We start from the raw sequence: 22,863 nt of genomic DNA on the forward strand, positions 1-22,863 counted from the left end.
TAAACAAATTCCTATTTGTTTGACCTTAGTCCCCCTCCAGGGGAATTAGGGGGCAAAATCTTTGCGACCATTGCTAAACCTTGGTGTCCTTTGCAGTAAAATAGATTAAAATCACTGACCCCTGAGAGAAAGGATAAAAGTCACCATGGCCTCCGCATCCTCTTTCTTTACTTGGGGATGGGGACTCATCACAGGATATCCCCAAGAACCTTTGCTTCCCCTGATCACCTGTCGGGCCAAATGTTCAATATAAATTGTATTGGCAGGATATCTCTTGGCAATATCCCTGAAAGCCGGTCCTTTGGCACGGTTAACCTCTTTGTGGCAATCGTAACAATCTGAATAGGCCACCAACACCTCACCTTTCTTTATAAGCTCCGCATCAAGTTCTTGGTCTTCGCCCGGAATGGCCTTGATATAATCTTTTTCTTTTTGATTTAAGGTGATGGATTTTTCCTCTAAAGACTTTTTTTCAGCACAAGAATATACCAATAGACTTATCAAAAAAATAAATAACGGGCCCTTCATTTTTTTCATTTTATATTGATTTTACGCCTTAAACCCCTTTCGGCAATTGATATACTTGCCAAATTTTGTAAGGATAAATTGAATTTCATATATTTATTAATAACCCCAAACCTGATAATTGTCATGTTTGGTTTTTATTTCTATTTTCGGTCAAATAATAAATTACGATAAAAATTGCATGTCCCCTACTCCCTACAATTTTAGAATTTTGTATAAAGTTTTATGGATAGAATTAATTTGACAAAACAACTTATGATTTTCTTTTTCAAATGAACCAAAAAGAAATATTCCCTTTTGACAATGCCCTTTTAAAATATAGACCAATTCCTCCTCCTCTAAATTTCAAATAAAAAACTGTCCTCCGACTTTCATTCCCTCAAGATTATGAGATTTAACGCTACCTATTTACGATTCCTTCAAAAGCCGACACTGTATTTTGTGACAATTGGCTTGGTCATGGGATGTACCAAAAAAGAAGAAATTATCCTTCCTCCTGTCAAAGTCAATGTGGTGAAAGCCATTCAAAAAGACGTTCCGATTTTTGAGGAATATGTTGCCCAGGTATTTGGGGAATCAGATGTAGATATCCGGGCAAGAGTGGAAGGATGGGTCACTTCTGTCAATTTCAAGGAAGGTTCTTTTGTGAAAAAGGGCGATTTGCTCTATATCATTGATGATATCCAATATAAAAACAGGGTTGATCAAGTCAGAAGTCAACTGACTGCCACCCAAACCGAGATGGTACGTGCAGAGGGTGAACTAAGCCGTGTAAAGCCGCTTGCAGATATGAATGCCTTGAGCAAGCAGGACCTCGACAATGCCAAAGCAAAGTATGAAGCATCCCTAGCCCAAGTCAGGGCTGCTGAAGCATCGCTTGAAAATGCCAAAGTGGAATATGGCTATACGAGGGTATATGCCCCATTTGATGGATTGGTCGGAATCTCAAATTTTAGAGTAGGTGATTACGTCACGAGGTCTGGTACCACTTCAGTTTTGACGACCATTTCCAGCATCGGTGCAGTACGGGTAAGGTTTCAGATCAGTGAAAGGGAATACCTCAGGTTGACACAAATGACAACAGGAGAATTGGAGACGGCAAAGAAAAACATCCAACTCATCATGGCGGATGGATCTCTTTATTCAGAGACCGGCGAAGTTGATTTTGCGGATAGAGAGGTAGATCCCAAAACAGGTACCCTGACCATCGAGGCAAGATTTCCTAACCCAAAAGGAATATTGAGACCGGGTCTGTTTGTCAAATCAAGGGTTTTGATCAAGACCTTTCCCGGTGCCATTATGGTCCCTCAGCGTGCAGTCATGCAGTTACAGCATATTTCAAGGGTTTTTGTTGTGACGGATTCCAGCACAGTAAAGGCAGTTCCTGTGGAAACAGGTCCAAAGTCCGGAGATGGGTGGATCATTACCAAAGGTATAAATGCAGGTGACAGGATTGCCATTATCGGTTCTGCCAGCTTGACTCCTGATGCCAAAATAGAAGCAGTCGAGCAAAAATGGCCGGAGAACTCCCCCAATCAATAAAGTCAAAACCTTTAACTGAGACCAGTTTTTATGAGTGAATTTTTCATCCGAAGGCCCATAGTCGCAATGGTAATATCGATCCTGATGATCATCATGGGATTGATTACGCTACGGGGAATACCTGTTTCCAAATACCCTGAAATCACCCCGCCGATGGTTCAGGTCACCACCAATTATACCGGTGCAAATGCCGTCAACGTCGAACAAGCGGTGGCCACTCCTATCGAACAGCAGGTGAACGGGGTGGAAAACATGCTCTATATGAAATCCATCAATGCCGCAGATGGAACATTGATTCTTCAGGTTTCTTTTGAGGTGGGCACTGATTTGGACAATGCCAACATGCTGACCCAAAACAGGGTATCTCAAGCCACGGCAAAAATGCCGACAGAAGTCAAGAATTTTGGGGTTACGACCAAGAAATCATTGGTTTTTCCTTTGATGCTAGTATCTCTAACCTCTCCCAACAAAACTTATGACGGACTTTTCCTGAACAATTATGCCAACATCAATATTGTCGACCAACTCAAGCGTCTCAAAGGTGTTGGGGACGTTTTCCTATTTGGTGGGGCTGATTATTCGATGAGAATCTGGTTGAACCCCGACCAACTCACCAAACTCGATCTCACGGTAAATGATGTTTCCAATGCTGTCAGAAAGCAAAACGCCATATCACCTGGCGGAAAATTCGGAGCGGCCCCAACCCCTCCGGGTGTCGATTACACCTACACGGTAGCGCTGCAGGAAAGATTGGTAACTGAAGAAGAATTCGGCAATATCATTGTCAAATCTGATGAAAAAGGATCTATTGTCAGGTTGAAGGACATCAGCAGAATTGAATTGGGAATGGACAATTACAGTTCTTCAAGTAGGTTGAATGCAAATTCTGCTTCCACCATAGTCGTTTTTCAAATCCCGGGTTCCAATGCCTTGGAGGTGTCAGAGGATGTGAAAAAGACGATGGATGATTTGGTTAACTATTTTCCTGAAGACCTCCAATATGAAGTATCATTGAATACTACCCGGGCAATTTCTGTCGGTATAGAAGAAATTATCCATACGCTTTTTGAAGCGGTATTTTTGGTGATTTTGGTGGTGTTCCTATTCCTTCAGGATTGGCGGGCAACTTTGATACCCTTGCTGACAGTGCCGGTTTCTTTGTTGGGTACCTTTATCATTTTCCCTCTTTTAGGATTTTCGGTCAATGTCTTGTCTTTGCTCGGTTTGGTTTTGGCCATCGGACTTGTGGTGGATGATGCGATTGTGGTGGTGGAAGCCGTGATGCACAACATCGAACATGGGATGAAACCAAAGGAAGCAACCCAAAAAGCCATGAAAGAAGTAGGGGGTCCGGTGGTTGCCATTGCCCTGATACTTGCGGCAGTGTTTGTTCCTGTGGCTTTTGCAGGAGGGATCACAGGCCGTTTATATCAGCAATTCGCCATCACCATTGCCATTTCGGTGTTGTTTTCAGCATTCAATGCCTTGACGCTTAGCCCCGCGCTTTGTGCCATCCTGCTTAAGCCTAAGAAGGAATCGAATGGAGGACTCCAAAAGTTCTTCAATGGATTCAACAGGGTCTTTGACAAATTCACTTTGGGATATACAGGTGTTGCCGGGATCGTGGCCAGAAAATCCATCCGCTCGGCGATGATCATCGGGGTAGTCTTGGTTTTTGTGGTTTTGTTGGGCAAAGGAATTCCCGGAGGATTTTTACCGGAGGAAGACGAAGGTTATTATTTAGTAAACATCCAATTACCGGATGCGGCATCTATTGATAGGACTGATCAGGTAGCTAAAAAGGTTGAACATATCCTTTCCGAATTTGAAGAAATCGAATATTCCACCATGGTTTTGGGGTACAGTTTGATCTCAGGTTCTTATTCTACCAACAATGCTTTTGTGTTTATTTCACTAAAACCATGGGATGAAAGAAGCCGAACAGCAAAAGAATTGGTAGCCGCCACCAATTTTGCTTTCCGAAACTTGGTGTCAGAGGCCTCTGCCATTGCTTTTGGACCGCCTCCTATCGAAGGTCTGGGAACCTCCGCCGGATTTACGCTTCAGCTTCAGGACAGGTCAGGGAATACCCCTCAGTATTTGGATGAACAGGCCCAGTTGTTTATTGCAGAAGCTAGGAAGAGACCTGAGATCGGCAATATTTTCACTCTCTTCCGGTCAAATGTTCCCCAAAAGAAAATCAGGATAGATTATGACAAAGCAGAAAAACTTGGGATTGACCTATCCGAAATTACAAGTACCATTTCCACTTATTTGGGTAGTGCCTACTTGAATGATTTCAACAGATTTGGCAGGCAATACAAGGTCTTTGTACAAGCTGAAGGGGAAGATCGTCTAGACCCCTCTGATTTGTCCAAATATTATGTGAGGAGTAAGAAAGGGGAGATTATTCCCTTGGGTACGGTCACCACAGTAGAAGATATTTCAGGACCCGCCACCACAAACAGGTTTAATATGTACCGTTCGGCTGAAATCTCAGGAGCTCCGAAGGCCGGATTCAGTTCTTCCCAAGCAATCAAGGCTTTGGAGGAAGTGGCGGCTGGGCTGCCAAAAGAACTCAGCATCGCTTGGAGTAACATGTCCTATCAGGAAAAAGCCGCTGAAGGTACCGGAAGTACCATGTTCTTGATGGCTTTGGTCTTTGTGTTTCTGATTCTTGCTGCGCAATATGAAAGCTGGAAATTGCCATTCAGCGTGTTGCTTGGTGTTCCTGCAGCAATTCTAGGGGCCTATCTCGGCTTGTGGTTGGGAGGCTTTTGGAGCTCAAGCTATGTCAACAATGTCTTTGCCCAAATCGGATTGGTAATGCTCATCGGTCTTACCGCTAAAAACGCCATCCTGATCGTGGAATTTGCCAAGATGGAATACGAAGCCGGGACACCACTTTTGGAAGCTGCACTCAAAGCGGCAAAACTTAGGCTACGACCGATCATAATGACATCCCTTGCTTTTATGTTGGGTGTCGTTCCTTTGCTTACAGCATCCGGCGCAGGTTCGGAAGCCCGAAAAGTCATGGGAATGGCAGTATTCAGCGGTACCTTGATCGCAACCATAATCGGTGTCATTGTGGTTCCGGGATTATATGTACTTATTGAAAGCATCGGAGCAAAAAAGAAAAAATCAGATGCACCTATTTCACCATCAGAACCGGCTCATTGATATGAAGAATATATATTTTCTACTGTTTGTCCTGCTTACTTTATATGGCTGTGCTGTTGGACCAAAGTATTCCCGACCTGAAACCCAAAAGCCTGTTGGCTATGTACAAGCTGTGGCTCAAACTGATTCCATCACAAATTTGAAGTGGTGGGAGGTTTATCAGGACAGTTTGTTGCAAAGTCTGATACAGATTTCCTTAGACTCCAACTTGGACTTGATGACGGCAGTGTACCGTGTGGAAGAGGCAAAGGCTATTTTAGGATATAATAAAGCCAATCTCTATCCTTTCCTTGATTACAGTGCCATGGGAAGGACTACCGAATTCAGAAATTTATCCGAACAGGCAGGAGTGACATTTTCACCTACCATGGTGGGATTATTGGGAAATGTGTCATGGGAAATCGACCTGTGGGGTAAGCTTCGCCATGCCAACCGTGCTGCCTTCGCGGAATTGATGGCAACAGAAGAATCAAAGAAATCCTTGTACATCAGTTTGGTCGCTCAAGTGGCAGAACTGTATTTCAGGCTTCGGGGATTGGATGAAAGGCTGGAAATCGCCCAACGGGCCTATGAAACCCGCTTGGAATATTTGGAAATCATCACCGCCCGGTTTGAAAAGGGAAATGTGTCTGAATTGGATAAACTCCAGGCTGAGCAAATAGCAGCTGTCGCAAAAGCGCAGATATACAGCCTTGAGCGAGGTATCATCCTCACTGAAAATGCATTTAATGTTTTGTTGGGTAGAACATACATTCCTATCTCAAGAGGCTTAGAAAATAACCAACAGCAGTTGCCATTGGAAATCCCGAGTGGATTGCCTTCGGAATTGCTAGAAAGAAGACCCGATATCAAGATTGCAGAACAACAGTTGATCGCACAGACAGAACGCATAGGTGTTGCCGTTGCTTTGAGATTTCCCTCTCTCAGCTTGACAGGTATGTTGGGAGTGGCAAGTCCACAAATCTCAACCTTGTTTGGCAGTCAGGCGGGACTTGGAGTTCTCTCCGGGCAATTGGCAGGTCCTTTTTTCAGGTTTGGACAAAACAAAAGACGGGTAGAAGCTGAACGTGCCAAAGCTGTACAACTTGGGTTTCAATATGAAAAAACAATTTTGACGGCATTTGCAGAGGTAGAAAATTCATTGGCAGAGATCAGGACGTACAGCAATGAATTTGAAGCAAGGAAAACCCAAGTCGCAGCCACAGAAAAATCTTTGATGCTATCCAAGGCGCTGTATGACAATGGCTATACCTCATTCCTGCAGGTACTTGATGCAGAAAGGGAGTTTTTCAATTCAGAATTTGAAAAATCCTTGGCTTTGGAAAATCAGCTTGTGTCTACTGTCAGATTGTATAAAGCATTGGGAGGTGGTTGGTAGAATTTACCGACCATTTCCTTTTATTTCATTGACTAGGTTATAACAAAAAAGGCGAACAACAACCATTTTATATCGATTTTTCGCAAAATTTCATAAACAAGTTGTTTTTTTAGGCTAGAAGTCCAATATTTATAGCTATATATTTTCATTTGCTAATCACCCCCAAGCAAATTTCTTATGATCAAACAGTTATGCGCTGCCATACTGTTGACCTTTGTTTTTTTTCACGAAGTTCTCAGTCAGCAATTGCCCCATTCTTACCCATCTAGTATCCATTCCACGGCCGAAATTGTGGATCTTGGAGACCTTGATATGGAATTCGACAAATTCCTAAATGCCGAAGATACTCTTGAGTTCATTCCTTTAATAAATCTAAATACAAACTTGGGTTTTACAGATTCCAATTATTGGGTTCGGTTTAAGTTATCTCATGAAGAGGATTTTCCCCTCAAATTGTACCTGGAGACTGCACGCCCCATAACGGATATTGTGGATTTATATCAAGTCAACAAAACGGGTACGGTTGTAAAACTCCATAGTGGGGATTTGGGTAAAGTCAGCGAAAGGCCATTATACCATCGAAATATCATCTTTCCTATTACCTTACATCCGGGAGAAGAGTATCAGTTTTACCTGCACCTCAGCAGTGATGGTGAAGTCATTAACCTTCCGCTCAGGTTGTTTGATTCAGAAAGTATGATCAGAGAATCCTACTTTAACCAATTGGTCTTTGGTGCTTTCTATGGATTTTTGCTTTTAGCAGGAATTATTTACCTGTTCTTTTATTTTGGCATCAAGGAGAAAAGTTTTCTTTTATACACCGCTTACGTGACCTCCATCATCTTCCTACATCTCGGATTGGATGGTTATTTTTATCAATACATCACCCCCAACGGAGGTTGGTTTTCCAAAAATGCGGTTTTGATTTTTGCAACAGTTTCGGCAATAGCTTTTGGCAGATATGCACAGGTTTACCTTTCTGTAAAAGACTACAGTACTAAAATTCACCAATCTTTCAATATTTTATTATTCTCCCTGATAGGTCTGTTGGTTTTGATTTTCACTTTTCAGGCTGGAATGAAATATTATTATCCCTTGGTAAACCTGTTGGGAATATTGATTTTATTTCATGTAATCGCTTCCTTGATTTCAGGATACATCCATGGAAAGTCACCTGATATCTTCTTCAGTTTGGGTATAGCAGCCTTCTTTTTGGGTTTCATGGTATTTATCCTGAATAATTTTAACCTCATCCCAAATTCCGATTGGACCGAATTCAGTTCTAAAATCGGAACCGGACTTGAAGTCATGTTTCTTTCACTTTCCATGTCCAACAGAATCAAAATCCTAAAGACGGACAAGGAAAAGATGCAGGCAGTAGCCCTTCAAAGGGCTCAGGAATCAAATGAAATCAAGTCATTTTTCCTTTCCAATATCAGCCATGAAATGCGGACACCATTAAATGCCATAATCGGACTCTCAAGGTCAATCCAAGAATCGGTTTCAGACCAAAAAACCAAAGACGAAATAGAAGTCATCCAATATTCATCCGCTGGACTTCTAAGCGCAATAGATGATATTCTGGATTATTCAAGGATCGAAAAAAAGGAACTAAAGCTTGAATACAAATCTTTTGATTTCCACAGACTATTGAAGGAAATTAGAAGTAATTGTGAAAAACAAGCCGGTGACAAAGGTTTGAAATTCATCTATGAAGAGATTAACCAAATCCCCCAATTCATTATCGGTGATCTTCACAGAACCCGTCAGATTCTCTTCAACCTTCTCGGCAATGCCATAAAATTCACCTCCAGTGGAGAAGTCAGACTCAGTATCCAAACTTCGTCTAAAGGTGGAAATTCTGTTGGTTTGGTTTTTAAGATTTCCGATACGGGAGTAGGCATCCAAAAAGAAAAACTGGACAGTATCTTTGAGTCATTTATCCAAGAACAGATTGATGATAAGCGGAAATTTGGAGGATTTGGATTAGGACTGTGCATTGTAAAAGCACTAGTAGAACAATACGGGGGAAAACTTGACCTTCAAAGTGAGCAAGGGAAAGGGACTCAGGTCATGGTTGACCTTAACTTTGAAACCATTGAGCAGAAGACAATTGTCGAAAATGACTTTATTAAAAAAGGAATTTATGACCTTGAAGGCAAAAACATCCTTGTCGTAGAAGACAATCCCGTCAACCAACTGGTGATGAAATCCATATTGAAAAAATGGAAAAACACCACTTTTGACACTGCAATGAATGGTCTTGAAGCATTAGAAAAACTCAGCGCCGGAAAGTTTGACCTTATCCTGATGGACCTGCAAATGCCCGAAATGGACGGTTATGAGGCCACAGAGGCCATCCGAAAGGGCGATTGCGGTGATTTGTATAAATCTATCCCCATCATTGCAGTAACAGCGGACGCGACGGAAAAAGCCAAAAAGAAAGTGATGGAGGTGGGTATGGATGAATACATTACCAAGCCGGTGGATCAGGAGGAATTGTATATTAAAGTCAAAAAGTGCTTGTACTTGCAGACTCTCGATATTTCGCAGGTGGTTTAAGCCATAACTGATACCATTTCCAGCACTCTTTTTCCCAATTTCAAGTCTCCCGATATTTCAATTTTATGCAATATGTCCTGTGGCCGGAGGTTTTTACAAAAAAGTTTCCAGGCTATTTTATCTTCTAATTGGACAATGGAAGTCGGCGGATTACTTCCCTGCTTGATTAATTTCCAAAGATCTTGGTTTTTTTCAAGCCACCAGGATTTTGAAAACTCTCCAACAATCTTGACTTCTATCACGGTGCTATCTATTGCATTTTCTTTGGCAAAAGTAAAAGGCAAAGCCATCATAAATGTGTCCATCAGAGGTTCGAAATACCTTGCCTGAAGTAAGCTGGGTTTACCGACTGCATCCCTGATTTGCTGTTGGTGATGCCATTTTTCGGTGTATTCCCTCGCAAGATGCATCCAATTCAGGCTCTTCTCCTCCCCTGCCCAAGCCACAGAAAATATCGCTTCCTCCATTTCAGGTAAGCTGACATAATAATCCGAAACCTCTTTGCCGGAACTTTCCAATAAACCAATCAAAACATCAGGGCTTAACCTTTTACTGGCATTGACCCAATCTGCGTTTAATTGGTTAAGCCATGAAATCAAATCCTTGTATTCCTTGAACTGAGGTGGTTTCTCCCCAAAATATCCATCTCTTTGGATACTTAAAGTGCGCAGATTGGTATCCAACAAATGGGAAGCAACATCCTTCACATTCCAAAGTTTGGCTGAAGTAGGTTTTTCCCAATCGGAAGGTTCCAGACTTTTGAGTAAGTCAATCAGCAGGAAATCCAATTCATAAAATAGATGTTTTACCTCAATCATAACGGTCATTGCTACAATGGATTGGCAGCCACTCCTTCAAAAGTGATTTTTACAGGCTTGATAAAACCTTTTTCGTCAAATTCCATTTTGTCGATGCAGGTTACCCGATGGTTTCCGTCTGTTTCACCCAAAGGTCTCCTGTGGTACACCATGTAGTACTGCTCTGAACCTGGTTCAAATAAAACAGAATGATGTCCTGCTCCTGTTGCCACTTCAGGATCCTGCTCGAGCACTACTCCGATTCGTTCAAAGGGCCCAAAAGGGCTATCTGAAATCGCATAAGCTACCTTATAATCAGGACCAGTCCAACCTCCTTCGGACCACATAAAGTAATATTTTCCTTCCCTGATAAACATAAACGGTCCTTCCACATAACTTTCCGGAGTCACCTCTCTGTAATATTCACCATCCTCAAAAGGCAGCAGGCCGGTAAAATCATCATTTAACCTGACCACATTACATTTACCCCAACCTCCATAATACATCAAAAAACCACCATCCTTGTCTTTGAAAATAAACTGATCTATGGGTTGGGCGCCGTTAACAATGTCATTGATCAAAGGCTTCCCAAGCAAATCTTTAAATGGTCCCTGAGGTTGGTCAGCGACTGCCACACCGATTCCCCCGACCTGACCTTCGTGCACATCATTGGCTGCAAAGAAAAGGAAATACTTCCCTTTATTTTCAATTACGCCGGGTGCCCACATCGCTGAATCGGCCCATTGAACCGCTGCGGTATCGATAATCCGCTCATGCTTGGTCCAGTTGATCAGGTCTTTGGAAGAAAAACAATCCATAAAGACCTGTTTTGCAAACTTGTCAGAATAAGTCGGGTAAATCCAATAAGTATCCCCATAGATGATTGCTTCCGGATCTGCATACCATCCTTCAAAAATCGGATTGCCAGAGAGTTTAATTTCTGTTGATTTTTTTTCGGGGGAGCATGAAAGGAAATTGACTGCACAAATTACTACGCCTATTAAATTGATTACTTTTTGCATCTTGGGCCCCTTACTTTTTATATAATTCACTATGCAACTTTTTCAAAACATCCACAGGCATTTTAATCACTTTCCTGTCATACGTCAAAATCCCGTTGGTCTCAATTTCGACATCTGTCGTTTGTGTGTAGACAGCTGCGGCCAAGCCCATAGGAATCAAATCCTTCAAGTCTTTCATCAGGATTTTATACCTGTCCAACAGTTCTTCTTTGGACTTGAAACTTTGGTATCCCCAATTATCTTTTTCCTGCCAGGTATGCCCTTCTACCGGTAATCCCAACCCGCCAAACTCTCCCAAAACCAGAATCTGGATCTTGCCAAACAACTCAGCAGAAGGCATCACCGGATCCGGATAGTTGTGCACGTCCAGGATATCACCTGCGATTTTTGCACCTTTCAACTCAAAATTCCCTCCACTGGCACTGTTGACCAATCTCGTCGGATCATAGGATTTGGTCCAATCGGATATCTCATGGGTTTTGAACTGTCCCCAAGCTTCATTGAACGGCACCCAAACCACGATGGAAGGAAAGTTGTAATTGGCATCGATGATGGCCTTCCATTCCTTTTTGTAAATGGCTTCAGATTCAGGAGTCCTTTCCCGATCAGTGCCTTTTCCGATTACGCCTAGCTTTTGTTCCCATCTATTTCCCATATCCCCGCTCGGCATGTCCTGCCAAACCATTATCCCCATCTTGTCACAATGATAATACCAGCGGGCCGGCTCGACTTTGACATGTTTTCTGATCATATTGAAGCCCAATTCTTTTGTCTTGATGATGTCAAAAGCCAAAGCTTCGTCAGTAGGCGCAGTGTATAATCCATCAGGCCACCAACCTTGATCCAATGGACCATAATGAAATACCTCTTGATCATTCAAAGCAAAACGCTGCATTCCTTTGGAATCATAAACAATGGAAACCTTTCTCAAGGCGCCATAGGAAGTAACTTTGTCAATGACTTTTTTTCCTTTTAGCAAGCTGATTTCAAAGTCATATAGGTGTGGATTCTCCAATGACCAACTGATTGGGTTTGGGATTTTAAGGATTGATTCTTTTCCAAAACCCTCGGTACTTTCAGCGACTTTGACCCCTTTGTCCATCGCAGTAATTTTATAAGTCAAAGTCGGATCTGAAGTATTGGCATTTATGGAAAATTGAAAAGTCCCGCTGTCCCAATCTGGAGTGGTTTTGATATGGGTGATATAGGTGGTAGGAACAAACTCCAACCAAACCGTCTGCCAAATTCCTGTGACAGGCGTGTACCAAATTCCTCTTGGCTGGTTGACCTGCTTGCCTCGTGGCTGAGGGCCTTTGTCACTAGGATCCCAAACCCTTACCGTGATTTTTTGATCCACACCTTTGGCTAGAAAATCTGTGATGTCAAATGAAAAAGGATCGTATCCTCCCTGATGTTTGCCTACGGATTTTCCATTGACAAAAACCTCTGATTCCCAATCCACTGCTCCAAAGTGAAGCAAAACCTTCCCTTTTCTTTCAGTATTGGAAACCTGAATGACCTTGTCGTACCACAATTCCTTTTCTGCGCCAACCGCTTTGGTCACTCCCGAAAGGTAAGATTCGACAGGAAAAGGAACAGTGATCTTTCCATCAAAAGTTACCGGTGCTCCATTTCCTTTTTCCAAAATGGCGTAATCCCATTGGCCGTTGAGATTTCTCCAACTTCCTCTGACCATCTGAGGCCTTGGATATTCTGGATGTGGCGCATTGGAATCCACATTTTCGGCCCATGGAGAGAGTATGGGTTTGGTATTGATCTGCTGTGCAAATGAAGGTGAATATGATCCTAAAAGAAACATCAGGATGAAATTGAAAAAACTTAGAGATTTGGTTTTCATAGGTTTTATTTTGGGAGGATTGTTAACAAGAATTCTATGGATTGGATTTCAATATAACAGAAACCAAGTCAAACTGAAAGAAATTCCCAAAAGGATGTAGCAAGATTTTGGAGGAGCATTTCTTCACTTGGGAGTATTGGCTCAAACACCTTATTTCCCTTTTGTCAATTCCGGGAATTTTATTCTTTTATAATTTTTTACCTTGTTAAAATAATGTTTGACAATAGCCAACTCGAAATCGATTGCGTAATTTAGAACTTGATAACCTTGAAAATGACCTTGTTTTTAAGGACTTTGGTATCTGAAACAAAACCCAATTTTATGAATAGAATCTCAATTCAATTACTATCTCTAGTTTGTTTTATGGCAATTTTTTCCTGTCAACCCAAGGAAACAAATACTGCGGATGGGTGGACCGAATTATTTAACGGTGAAGATCTTAAGGGATGGAAAATCTTGGGCGGAGAGGCTGAATTCAAAATTGAAAATGGAGAAGTTGTAGGATATGCAAAAGCGAATACGCCCAACACTTTTTTGGTCACAGAGCAGGAATATGGTGATTTTATATTGGAATTGGATCTCAAAATCGAGGACCTTTCAAGCAATTCCGGTGTCATGGCAAGAGGGCAATATGATCCCGCAGGCAAAGATGGGCAAGGTTTGGTCTTTGGGTATCAGATCGAAGCTGATCCAACAGAAAGGGCTTGGTCAGGCGGATTGTACGATGAGGCAAGAAGGGGTTGGCTGTATCCTTTAGACTTGAATCCTGCAGCAAAGTCAGCATTTAAAATGGGAGAATGGAATTCCTACCGGATTGAGGCGATTGGAAAGGAAATAAAAACATGGGTTAATGGGCAAGAAGTCGCCTACCTGGTTGATGATATGGACGCGAAGGGATTTATAGGACTACAGGTACACAGTATCGATAAACCTGAAGATGAGGGGAATAAAACTTATTTCAAAAATGTAAGGGTACAAACTGAGAACCTGACCCCTACTCCATTTACTGGAGATATTTTTGTGGTCAATACGGGATTGAATGAATTGACGGCATTTGAAGAATCGAAGGGATGGAAATTGCTTTTCAACGGACAGAATTCTGAAGGTTGGAAAAGTGCCAACAAGGAGACATTTCCCGAAAAAGGATGGCATATCAAAGATGGCATCCTGATGGTCGAAAATGCCGATGGCGGTGAATCCAGCAATTTCGGAGACATTGTCACAACTGACAAATACAGTGCATTTGACCTTGCTTTTGATTTCAAATTTACCGAAGGGGCAAATAGCGGCTTGAAATATTTTGTCACACTCAATGAACAGACCTCAGGTTCGGCTATTGGTTTGGAATACCAGATATTGGATGACGAGAATCATCCTGATGCCAAAATGGGAATCGAAGGCAACAGGACTTTGGCTTCTCTCTACGATCTGATCAAGGCTGACAAGCAGCCACGTTTTGTAAAAGGTCCCGGAGAATGGAATAAGGGCCGCGTGGTGGTGTATCCTGACAACAAAGTAGAACATTACCTCAACGGGGTCAAAGTGGTAGAATATGTCAGGGGTTCGGAGGAATACAAAAAACTGGTTGCCATCAGTAAGTATAAAATCTGGGAAAATTTTGGCGAAGCACCAGAAGGCCATATCCTGCTGCAGGATCACGGCAATGAAGTACATTTCAAAAACATAAAAATCAAAGAACTGAAGTAATTAACCCAATAACCATGGACAACAATAAAAACAACCGAAGGGAATTCATCAAAAAAGCAGCTTTGGCCACTGCAGGGGTTTCCTATTTGGGAGCAGTTGGATTTTCAGCCAAAAGCTACGGGAATATCATCGGTGCCAATGACCGTCTCAATGTCGCCATAGCAGGCTTGGGAAGGAGACTAGGTGCTTTTTATGAACCGATTGCATTACCGAAAAGCAATGTCCGCCTAGTTACGCTTTGCGATGTCATGAAATCCCAAAGAGACGATGCTGCTGCAAGTTTTTCCAAGCACATCGATTATATACCCAAGCTTGAAAACAGCATCGTAAAAGTTATTGAAGACAAGGAAATAGATGTACTTATTAATGCTACCCCTGACCATTGGCATGCGCCCGGCACATGGATGGCAGTGGAAGCCGGAAAACATGTCTATGTAGAAAAACCTTGCAGCCACAATCCTTGGGAAGGTGAATTATTGATTGCTTATAAAAACAAGTACAACAAGGTAATCCAAATGGGTAACCAACAGCGCTCCTCTGACCATACCATCGAAATCATCAATCAGATTCATAATGGAATTATTGGTAAAGCCTTCCGGGCTACTGCTTTTTATATCAATGGCCGGGGCGAAGTTCCCTTGCAGACGGCAGCCAATCCACCCGAAGGATTGGATTGGGAGCTTTTTCAAGGACCGGCGCCAAGGAGAAGTTATACCCACAATACTTGGGATTATAACTGGCATTGGTATGGTTGGGATTATGGGACAGCCGAAACAGGAAACAATGCCACCCATGAGTTGGACGTGGCACGATGGGCACTTCAGGTGGAATACCCCAAGCATGTGACCGTAGATTCAGGCAAATACCATTTTGTCAATGACGGTTGGACGATGTATGATACCATGCTTGCTACTTTCAAATTTGAGGGCGACAAGACCATCCTTTGGGATGGAAAAAGCAGAAACAACTACGCCACTTATGGTTCTGACAGAGGAACAATCATCTATGGTTCTGAGGGTTCTGTATTTGTAAACAGGGAATTGTACAGGCTCTTTGACCGCAATGGCAAGCTAATCAAAGAAGTCAAAACAGGAAATGTCGAAGGAAGCACCAATCTTGGCGGCGGAGGCGATATGTCAACTGTTCACATTATGAATTTCTTTGAAGCCATCAGGGGGAAAGAAAAACAAAACTCAACCATCGATGAAGGTGCGGTCAGTACATTGCTTTGTCATTTGGCAAATATCTCCCACCGAATCGGGGAAAACTTTGAATGTGATCCTACAAACGGTCACATCAAAAATAAAAAAGGAATGGAGCTTTGGTCTAGGCAATATGAAAAAGGCTGGGAACCAAAATTGAAAGTCTGATTTCTCTAAATTAACCTATTAAACTGCCCTATCGGAAAATTCTGATAGGGTTTTTTATTGTCTTTTTCAGTTTGAAGATTCCCTGAAATCTATTTGTGAAGGCATTTGGATAACCTTGTTTTCAAAGGCAGGTTGATTGGGTTTGGTAAGTTTTTTCATGAGTAGCTTGGCCATTTCGGATCCAATCTCAAAGGCAGGCTGGGAAATGGTGGTCAAAGACGGTTTTAATAAACCTGCAATTTTCATATTGGAAAAACTTACCATTTTAAAATCCTTTGGCATTTCAAGTCTTGTTTCGCGAGCTGCATGGTAAGTGGCTATTGCCAACTTTTCAACAGAGGCCAATATCCCGTCCGGCCTGTCCAATCCATATAGAATCCGTGCTATCAATTTGATGTTTTCCTCTTCGGATTGACTGCACTGGACAATCCAATTTTCTTCATAGGGCAAGCCATATTTCTTGAGTGCATCCTGATATCCACGAAACCTTTCTCTCCCTATTGATATTTCTTTTGACAACATCAAAAAGAAAATCTTTTTGCAACCCTTTTCAATGAGGTGGACAGTAGCTTTAAACCCATTCTCATAATCGTTGCTGATAAATTTTGTAGTCGGGATTTCCTGGCAGATCCGGTCAAAAAATATCAGCGGTACCCCTTTTGAATAAACTGTCTCCAAATGATCTATTTTCTTTGTCTGACTGGAAACTGACATCACGATCGCATCGACACGTCCATTTAATAGGTAAGAGACTATTTTTCTTTCCGTTTCCACATTTTCATGGGTACTGTAGACCAAAAGATGGTAGCCATATTCCTGGGTGATTTCTTCAATACCATCTATCACCTGACTAAAAAAATTATTGATCCTTTCCGGGATAATGACGGCAATGGTTTTGCTTTTTTGTTCCCTTAGGCTTCTCGCAAATGGATTGGGCTGATAATTGAGCTCTTTCGCCATCGCAATAACCCTGTCTTTGGTCGGTTGGCTGATCTCATAGCTGTCATTTAGTGCTCTGGAGACCGTTGACGGGGAGAGTTTCAGTTTTTCAGCGAGATATTTGATGTTGACTTCTGCCATTTTTTCTTTGAGAACAGTAATTCAATTTAAAATTAACCATCCTTTTGTCGATTTACCAAATAAACCACAATTCCATGGTGTTGCTGTTAAAATTGATCCTTTGACCCGAAATCGTTTGCATCAAAATTTGAAGAATGGTTATCCGGAATTCTCTTTAATATTTTAAATTGACCTTATCTTTGTAATCATTGAAACCTATGCCTGCGTCAATTTCAAAAATAAGCCCATCATTTATAACAGAAGATTTTTTGCTGGAAAATAAGTATGCAAAGATTCTATACCATGAATATGCAGCCAATCAACCAATCATTGATTACCACAACCATTTGGCCCCGGATCAAATAGCAGAGAATAAAATTTTCGAAAGCATCACCTCCGTTTGGCTGGCGGGAGATCATTATAAATGGAGGGCAATGCGGGCTTTGGGTATTTCCGAAAAATACATCACAGGACAGGCAAGTGATTGGGAAAAATTTGAAAAATGGGCCTATGCAGTTCCCTATACCATGCGAAACCCGCTATACCATTGGACCCATTTGGAACTGATGCGGTATTTTGGAATACATGATACACTGAATCATAACAATGCAAGGGAAATATATGACCTGTGCAACAGTCAACTTCAATCTTCCGAATTCAGTACCCAAGGATTGCTGTCAAAAATGAATGTGAAGGTGGTCTGCACTACGGACGATCCTACCGACAACCTGATCCATCATCAGAATTTTGTCAAACAAGGTACAGGTTTAAAAATGAAACCGGCTTTCCGGCCTGATAAAGCTTTTGCGGTTGAAAATCCCTTGACTTATCACAGCTATATCGAAAAGCTATCTGCAGCCTCTTCTATTTCCATCAATTCCTATGATGATCTTTTGGCAGCACTTCAAAACAGGATAGAGTTTTTTCATGAGGTAGGCGGACGATTATCTGATCACGGATTAGAAAGCCTGTACTTTGAACCGGATTCAAAGCTTGATTTGGACACCATATTCAAGAAAGCAATTTCGGCACAGGTTCTCAGCAAAGAAGAAATCTCCTTCTTCAAATACCGGACATTGATAGAATTGGGAAAAATGTACCATGCCAAAGGTTGGGTACAACAGTTCCATTTGGGTGCTTTGAGAAACAACAACACCAGAAGTCTTACCAAATTGGGACCTGACACCGGATTTGATTCCATTGGGGATTTCAGTCAGGCTTCTGCCCTATCGGGATTTCTGAATGAGTTGGATAAATCAGACCAATTGGCAAAGACCGTCATCTATAATCTCAATCCCTCAGACAATGAAGTAATCGCAACCATGGCAGGCAATTTCAACGATGGAAGTGTCAAAGGAAAAATTCAGTTTGGGTCGGCTTGGTGGTTTTTGGATCAAAAAGACGGCATGGAAAAGCAGATCAATTCTCTGTCCAATATTGGCTTGATATCCTGTTTTGTCGGGATGCTTACAGATTCCAGAAGTTTTCTTTCCTTTCCGCGGCACGAATATTTCCGAAGGATTTTATGCAATTTATTCGGAAGGGATATCGAAAATGGAGAATTACCGAATGATGAGCAGTGGATTGGAAAGATCATCAGCGACATCTGTTATAACAATGCCAACGAATTCTTCGATTTTGGCAATTAACCCAAAAAAGCATGTTTGATATCACAGATAAAAAAATAATCATTACAGGTGCCACCGGAGTTTTAGGCGAAGCGATGGCTTTTCACCTTGCCAAAGAAGGAGCCAACGTGCTGATAATTGGCAGGACAGCATCAAAAGTTGAAAAATTGGTCAGCGAAATCAGGTCTAGAAACGGGAAAGCAGACGGGTTTTTAGCGGATGTGACCAAAGAACCTCAAGTTGAAGCTGCAGCAAGACAGATTCAGTCGAGGTATGGAACCGTTGATATTCTTATCAACCTTGCCGGAGGAAACTTGCCCGGTGCTGTGGTCAGGCCGGATCAGACGATAGGTGAATTGTCCGTTGAGGCTGTAAAAAATGTGATGGATTTGAATTATCAAGGGACTTTTATCCCCATCAAGCACTTCATTCCGTTGATGCTACCAAATGGCAAAGGAAATATCATCAACATCTCCTCCATGGCGGCAAGCAGACCGATGACCCGCGTATTGGGCTATGCTTCTGCCAAAGCTGCTATCGATAACCTGACCAAATGGATGGCCGTAGAGCTCAATACCAAATATGGACCTGACTTCCGGGTCAATGCCATCGCTCCCGGATTTTTTCTGACTGAGCAAAACAGGTCATTGCTTACCGAAACAGACGGTAGCCTTACCCAAAGAGGAAATCAGATAATCAACCACACTCCAATGGCCCGATTCGGAAAACCCGAGGACCTATTGGGAACACTTCAGTGGCTTTGTTCTGATGCTTCAAAGTTCGTGACCGGAACCATAGTCGCAGTCGACGGTGGTTTCAGTGCTTATTCGGGGGTGTAAAATGACGCAAGACATAAGACAAAAGACTCAAGAGATTTGAGATAAAGATTAATCTTGATTGATCAAAGTATTAAGTACCAAGTACCAAGCCTCCTGGCAACGCGAAGCAGACAACAATTACAACAACTACAACATTTCCAACCATTATAACCACTAAAACAACTACAACATTTCCAACCACTACAACAATTACAACCCTTATAACAAAATACTATGGCTTATAAAATGGAGCAAACCATGCGTTGGTATGGTCCCAAAGATCCGGTAAGCTTGGCAGATATCCGTCAGGCAGGTGCAACAGGAATAGTTTCTGCCCTTCACCATATCCCAAACGGAGAAATTTGGACCAAAGAGGAAATCAGGACACGAAAAAATACCATCGAATCAGCAGGCTTGAAATGGTCTGTGGTGGAATCTGTTCCCGTCCATGAAAACATCAAAACGCGCTCAGGGGATTTCCTGCGAAATATTGAAAATTACAAAGCCACCTTAGAAAACCTAGCTTCAGAAGGCATCCATATCGTCTGCTACAATTTTATGCCGATTTTGGATTGGACCAGGACTGAATTGGCTTGGACACTGCCCAATGGTGCAAAGGCGCTTCGGTTTGAGAAAAAGGAAGTCGTGGCCTTCGATTTGTTTATGTTGAAAAGAAAAGGTGCCGAAAAGGAATATACTCCACAGGAAATCCAAAGAGCCAAAGAGTTTTTTGAAAACGCTTCTGAAGAAACTCTTAAAAGGGTGAATGACAATATCCTCAAAGGTCTTCCAGGATCGGAAGAAGGTTATACCATGGAGCAGTTTCAGGCCGCTTTGGACTCTTACCAAGGAATCGGACATGCAGAGTTGGAGAGAAACCTGCAACTTTTTTTGGATGCCATACTTCCGATTGCTGAGAAAAACGGGGTCAAAATGGCCATACATCCCGATGACCCTCCTTTTGATGTTTTTGGATTACCAAGAGTGATGAGTACCGCAAAGGATATGAAAAGGCTCATTACGGATAATAACAGCCCAAATAATGGATTTACTTTCTGCACAGGATCTTACGGTGTCAGAGCGGACAACGACCTTCCCACAATGGTTGAAGAGTTTGGTGACCATATCCATTTTTTCCACCTCAGAAGCACAAGAAGGGACGTCGATGGCAACTTCTATGAAGATGACCACTTGACCGGTGATGTACCCATGGAAGCAGTGATCCATCAAATTCTGAAAGTCCAGCAAAAACGTCACATATCCATTCCGATGCGTCCTGACCATGGTCATCAGATGTTGGACGATATCAAAAAACCGATTGTCAACCCAGGTTATACGGCAATCGGAAGGTTGAAAGGTTTGGCTGAAATCCGGGGAGTGGAAGCAGGTCTGATCTATTCTGGGATTCTCAAGTGATTTTGAGCGTAAAATTACCAGAAATCAACGCCCGATCAGTTCATCGATGATTTCATTTCTTCTGTTTCTGGACATGGGAACTTTTGTTTTTCCCATGTCTATTTCATTTCCTTCTATTCCCTTGACGTGCTGTTTTGAAATAATGTAGGTCTTGTGAATCCTCAGAAATCTGTCAGTAGGAAGGTTTTCTTCCATGCTTTTCATAGTCATAAGGGTAATCAGCCGACCTTCGCCGGTGTGGATTGCTACATAATTCTCCATTCCTTCGATGTAAATGATATCCTGAAGCAGGACCCTTTTCAGGATATTATCGACTTTGACAAAAATCGCCTCTTTTTGAATCGGGTTTTCTTTAGGATTTTGTCTCAGCTGGAATAAATCCTTGGCTTTGTTTACAGCTTTCAAAAACCTGTCAAAGGGATAAGGTTTGACCAAATAATCCACCACATCCAATTCAAATCCCTGTAGGGCATAATTGGGATAAGCAGTGGTCAGGATCACCATCGGTGGCGTTTGGAGAGATTTGAGAAAGTCAATTCCTGTGATTTTGGGCATTTGGATATCCAAAAACATCAGATCCGGCTTTTCAATTTTGAGCACCTCATTGGCTTCAAGGGCATTTTCGCAGGTAGCACAAAGCTCCAAAGAATCAATTTCCCTGACATAGCTTTTCAGTCCTTCCCTAGCCAACGGTTCGTCCTCTACAATGATTGTCCGGATTTTCATATTACTTAATTCTGATTTTCAACTTGACTTCGTAACTGTCATTTTCCGCTTTGGTTTCAATCCAATGGGATTTTGGATAGAGCAGTTCAAGTCTCCTTTTGATATTTACAAGTCCTATTCCCCCTGTATTTCTTGCCTGATTTTTTTCTTTGGGTTCGGTAGTGTTGTAAAAATAGGCCAAAAGGAAACCATCCTCCAACCAAATTTTAACCTTGACTATATTGGGTCGATCGGTATGGGTAGAGAGATGTTTGAAGCAATTTTCAAGAAACGGAATCAGAATCAACGGGGCAATTGAAAAGTCTTCAAGATTATCGCCTTCTTCAAACGACAGTTCGAGGCGCTCCCCTTTGCGGATTTTTTCCAGTTCAATATAATTTTTGAGATACTCGATTTCCTGCTGTATTTCTATCTTTTCGGCCGAAAAATCATAAAGTTGGGAACGAAGCAAATTGGAAAGTTTGATCAAAGTATCCGATGCCAATTCGGGATTGATCCGGATCAAAACATACACACTGTTGATGGCATTGAAAAGGAAATGTGGATTGACTTGGGATTTCAGAAACTGCAATTCGCTTTCAAGTCTTTCTTTCTCTAGCAATTCATTTTTCCGATGCATTTTCCGGGTTTCAAAATATCCCTTTATCGCCAACATGATTCCTGCTGCAAAGAAATTGGAGAAGAAAAAAACAGAGATGATTTGGAAAAAAGAAGCTTCAAAAAGGCCATTGGGAGATTTACCCATGATCAATGCTATTGCAGCATACATCAACAACGACAGAAATACACAAAGACCCAAAAATGAAATCAGAAATAGAAATGAACGGTCTTTCTTCAGTAATTTGGGATTGAGGAAGTATTGGGAGGTATAATAAAGAGTCGCATGCGAAAACAGATACACCGAGGTTACTTTCATAAGCAGGCTGAAGTCCTTATACATACTCTTGTATGAAAATAGCCAAAACACATAATACAACATCCAAAACAGGATATGATGGACTTTATACCGGCCTATTTTTGATAGAACACCATAGGTCCAATTTCCGAGATTTACCATTTTAAAATTTGATTAGAAACACTCTTTGCTTTACAGAAGCCCTTTTCATCCGATCTGTATCCTGATAGCTTCAGACCAATCAAATCAAAACTCTGCTTATGTTTCGAGGCTAAATTAACCATACTCCTATTTTTAAAATATTGGTATTGACCAAAAATAAGAATTACTTGACCAAAGGGATAATATGAAGGACAAACCAAGATAAATCACCATACCAG

Annotated in this window: 16 protein-coding genes; 9 read left to right on the forward strand and 7 right to left on the reverse strand. The window is 41.8% G+C overall.

Annotated elements, in window-relative coordinates; genetic code table 11:
* Positions 1-111: 111 nt before the first annotated feature.
* A complete protein-coding gene (locus tag NU887_RS12075; protein ID WP_258423637.1) occupies positions 112-537 on the reverse strand; it encodes a c-type cytochrome in 426 nt (141 codons plus the stop codon).
* Positions 538-912: 375 nt separating this feature from the next.
* On the opposite strand from NU887_RS12075, the gene NU887_RS12080 reads away from it, so the two are divergent.
* The 4 genes from NU887_RS12080 to NU887_RS12095 all read left to right on the forward strand — a co-directional run bounded on the left by NU887_RS12080 (position 913) and on the right by NU887_RS12095 (position 9,187).
* Positions 913-2,067, forward strand: coding sequence for an efflux RND transporter periplasmic adaptor subunit (locus tag NU887_RS12080; protein WP_258423638.1), 1,155 nt, complete (start codon positions 913-915; stop codon positions 2,065-2,067).
* Between the two features lie 30 nt (positions 2,068-2,097).
* Positions 2,098-5,247 carry an efflux RND transporter permease subunit gene (locus NU887_RS12085; RefSeq protein WP_258423639.1) on the forward strand — a complete coding sequence of 1,050 codons (3,150 nt, stop codon included), beginning with the start codon at positions 2,098-2,100 and terminating at the stop codon, positions 5,245-5,247.
* Between the two features lies 1 nt (position 5,248).
* A complete protein-coding gene (locus tag NU887_RS12090; protein ID WP_258423640.1) occupies positions 5,249-6,625 on the forward strand; it encodes an efflux transporter outer membrane subunit in 1,377 nt (458 codons plus the stop codon).
* Positions 6,626-6,802: 177 nt separating this feature from the next.
* On the forward strand, positions 6,803-9,187 hold the full coding sequence (locus NU887_RS12095; protein ID WP_258423641.1) for a hybrid sensor histidine kinase/response regulator: 2,385 nt from the start codon (positions 6,803-6,805) through the stop codon (positions 9,185-9,187).
* Here the strand turns inward: NU887_RS12095 and NU887_RS12100 are convergent.
* From NU887_RS12100 to NU887_RS12110, 3 genes are read right to left on the reverse strand one after another with little or no spacing between them, the layout of a single operon-like run.
* Positions 9,184-10,014, reverse strand: coding sequence for a maleylpyruvate isomerase N-terminal domain-containing protein (locus tag NU887_RS12100; RefSeq protein WP_258423643.1), 831 nt, complete (start codon positions 10,012-10,014; stop codon positions 9,184-9,186). The two genes, NU887_RS12095 and NU887_RS12100, sit on opposite strands and share 4 nt — an antisense overlap.
* Before the next feature lie 2 nt (positions 10,015-10,016).
* Positions 10,017-11,006 carry a glycoside hydrolase family 43 protein gene (locus NU887_RS12105; RefSeq protein WP_258423644.1) on the reverse strand — a complete coding sequence of 330 codons (990 nt, stop codon included), beginning with the start codon at positions 11,004-11,006 and terminating at the stop codon, positions 10,017-10,019.
* Positions 11,007-11,016: 10 nt separating this feature from the next.
* Positions 11,017-12,864: a glycoside hydrolase family 2 protein gene (locus NU887_RS12110; protein WP_420839756.1), complete on the reverse strand. Its 1,848-nt coding sequence runs from the start codon at positions 12,862-12,864 to the stop codon at positions 11,017-11,019.
* 321 nt (positions 12,865-13,185) lie between these two features.
* Between NU887_RS12110 and NU887_RS12115 the strand changes: the two genes are divergently transcribed.
* Positions 13,186-14,571 carry a 3-keto-disaccharide hydrolase gene (locus NU887_RS12115; protein ID WP_258423645.1) on the forward strand — a complete coding sequence of 462 codons (1,386 nt, stop codon included), beginning with the start codon at positions 13,186-13,188 and terminating at the stop codon, positions 14,569-14,571.
* A gap of 14 nt (positions 14,572-14,585) precedes the next feature.
* Entirely contained in the window at positions 14,586-15,941 is a 1,356-nt protein-coding gene (locus tag NU887_RS12120; protein ID WP_258423646.1) for a Gfo/Idh/MocA family protein, read from the forward strand.
* A gap of 66 nt (positions 15,942-16,007) precedes the next feature.
* Here the strand turns inward: NU887_RS12120 and NU887_RS12125 are convergent, their stop codons facing one another.
* A complete protein-coding gene (locus tag NU887_RS12125; RefSeq protein ID WP_258423647.1) occupies positions 16,008-17,021 on the reverse strand; it encodes a LacI family DNA-binding transcriptional regulator in 1,014 nt (337 codons plus the stop codon).
* 197 nt (positions 17,022-17,218) lie between these two features.
* On the opposite strand from NU887_RS12125, the gene uxaC reads away from it, so the two are divergent.
* From uxaC to uxuA, 3 genes are all read left to right on the forward strand, one after another.
* Complete coding sequence (gene uxaC / locus NU887_RS12130; protein WP_258423648.1) at positions 17,219-18,649, forward strand: glucuronate isomerase; 1,431 nt, start codon at positions 17,219-17,221, stop codon at positions 18,647-18,649.
* Positions 18,650-18,660: 11 nt separating this feature from the next.
* Positions 18,661-19,467 (forward strand): SDR family oxidoreductase, encoded by an 807-nt coding sequence (locus tag NU887_RS12135; protein WP_258423649.1) that lies wholly within the window; start codon positions 18,661-18,663, stop codon positions 19,465-19,467.
* A gap of 213 nt (positions 19,468-19,680) precedes the next feature.
* Positions 19,681-20,862, forward strand: coding sequence for a mannonate dehydratase (gene uxuA / locus NU887_RS12140; protein WP_258423650.1), 1,182 nt, complete (start codon positions 19,681-19,683; stop codon positions 20,860-20,862).
* Between the two features lie 24 nt (positions 20,863-20,886).
* On the opposite strand, the gene NU887_RS12145 is transcribed toward uxuA, so the two are convergent.
* A complete protein-coding gene (locus NU887_RS12145) occupies positions 20,887-21,588 on the reverse strand; it encodes a LytR/AlgR family response regulator transcription factor (protein ID WP_241127612.1) in 702 nt (233 codons plus the stop codon).
* A gap of 1 nt (position 21,589) precedes the next feature.
* The gene (locus NU887_RS12150) at positions 21,590-22,645 is read right to left on the reverse strand and encodes a sensor histidine kinase (RefSeq protein ID WP_258423651.1); all 1,056 of its coding nucleotides are present in this window, start codon (positions 22,643-22,645) and stop codon (positions 21,590-21,592) included.
* Between the last annotated feature and the right edge of the window lie 218 nt (positions 22,646-22,863).

Origin of the sequence: Aquiflexum gelatinilyticum (assembly GCF_024741135.1) — a bacterium.
Lineage (GTDB): Bacteria > Bacteroidota > Bacteroidia > Cytophagales > Cyclobacteriaceae > Cognataquiflexum > Cognataquiflexum gelatinilyticum.

Excerpts from the sequence above, each read along its gene's own strand:
- NU887_RS12075 (WP_258423637.1), bottom strand. The coding sequence starts at position 537 with ATGAAAAAAATGAAGGGCCCGTTATTTATTTTTTTGATAAGTCTATTG.
- NU887_RS12080 (WP_258423638.1), top strand. The coding sequence starts at position 913 with ATGAGATTTAACGCTACCTATTTACGATTCCTTCAAAAGCCGACACTG.
- NU887_RS12085 (WP_258423639.1), top strand. The coding sequence starts at position 2,098 with ATGAGTGAATTTTTCATCCGAAGGCCCATAGTCGCAATGGTAATATCG.
- NU887_RS12090 (WP_258423640.1), top strand. The coding sequence starts at position 5,249 with ATGAAGAATATATATTTTCTACTGTTTGTCCTGCTTACTTTATATGGC.
- NU887_RS12095 (WP_258423641.1), top strand. The coding sequence starts at position 6,803 with ATGATCAAACAGTTATGCGCTGCCATACTGTTGACCTTTGTTTTTTTT.
- NU887_RS12100 (WP_258423643.1), bottom strand. The coding sequence starts at position 10,014 with ATGACCGTTATGATTGAGGTAAAACATCTATTTTATGAATTGGATTTC.
- NU887_RS12105 (WP_258423644.1), bottom strand. The coding sequence starts at position 11,006 with ATGCAAAAAGTAATCAATTTAATAGGCGTAGTAATTTGTGCAGTCAAT.
- NU887_RS12110 (WP_420839756.1), bottom strand. The coding sequence starts at position 12,864 with ATGAAAACCAAATCTCTAAGTTTTTTCAATTTCATCCTGATGTTTCTT.
- NU887_RS12115 (WP_258423645.1), top strand. The coding sequence starts at position 13,186 with ATGAATAGAATCTCAATTCAATTACTATCTCTAGTTTGTTTTATGGCA.
- NU887_RS12120 (WP_258423646.1), top strand. The coding sequence starts at position 14,586 with ATGGACAACAATAAAAACAACCGAAGGGAATTCATCAAAAAAGCAGCT.
- NU887_RS12125 (WP_258423647.1), bottom strand. The coding sequence starts at position 17,021 with ATGGCAGAAGTCAACATCAAATATCTCGCTGAAAAACTGAAACTCTCC.
- uxaC (WP_258423648.1), top strand. The coding sequence starts at position 17,219 with ATGCCTGCGTCAATTTCAAAAATAAGCCCATCATTTATAACAGAAGAT.
- NU887_RS12135 (WP_258423649.1), top strand. The coding sequence starts at position 18,661 with ATGTTTGATATCACAGATAAAAAAATAATCATTACAGGTGCCACCGGA.
- uxuA (WP_258423650.1), top strand. The coding sequence starts at position 19,681 with ATGGCTTATAAAATGGAGCAAACCATGCGTTGGTATGGTCCCAAAGAT.
- NU887_RS12145 (WP_241127612.1), bottom strand. The coding sequence starts at position 21,588 with ATGAAAATCCGGACAATCATTGTAGAGGACGAACCGTTGGCTAGGGAA.
- NU887_RS12150 (WP_258423651.1), bottom strand. The coding sequence starts at position 22,645 with ATGGTAAATCTCGGAAATTGGACCTATGGTGTTCTATCAAAAATAGGC.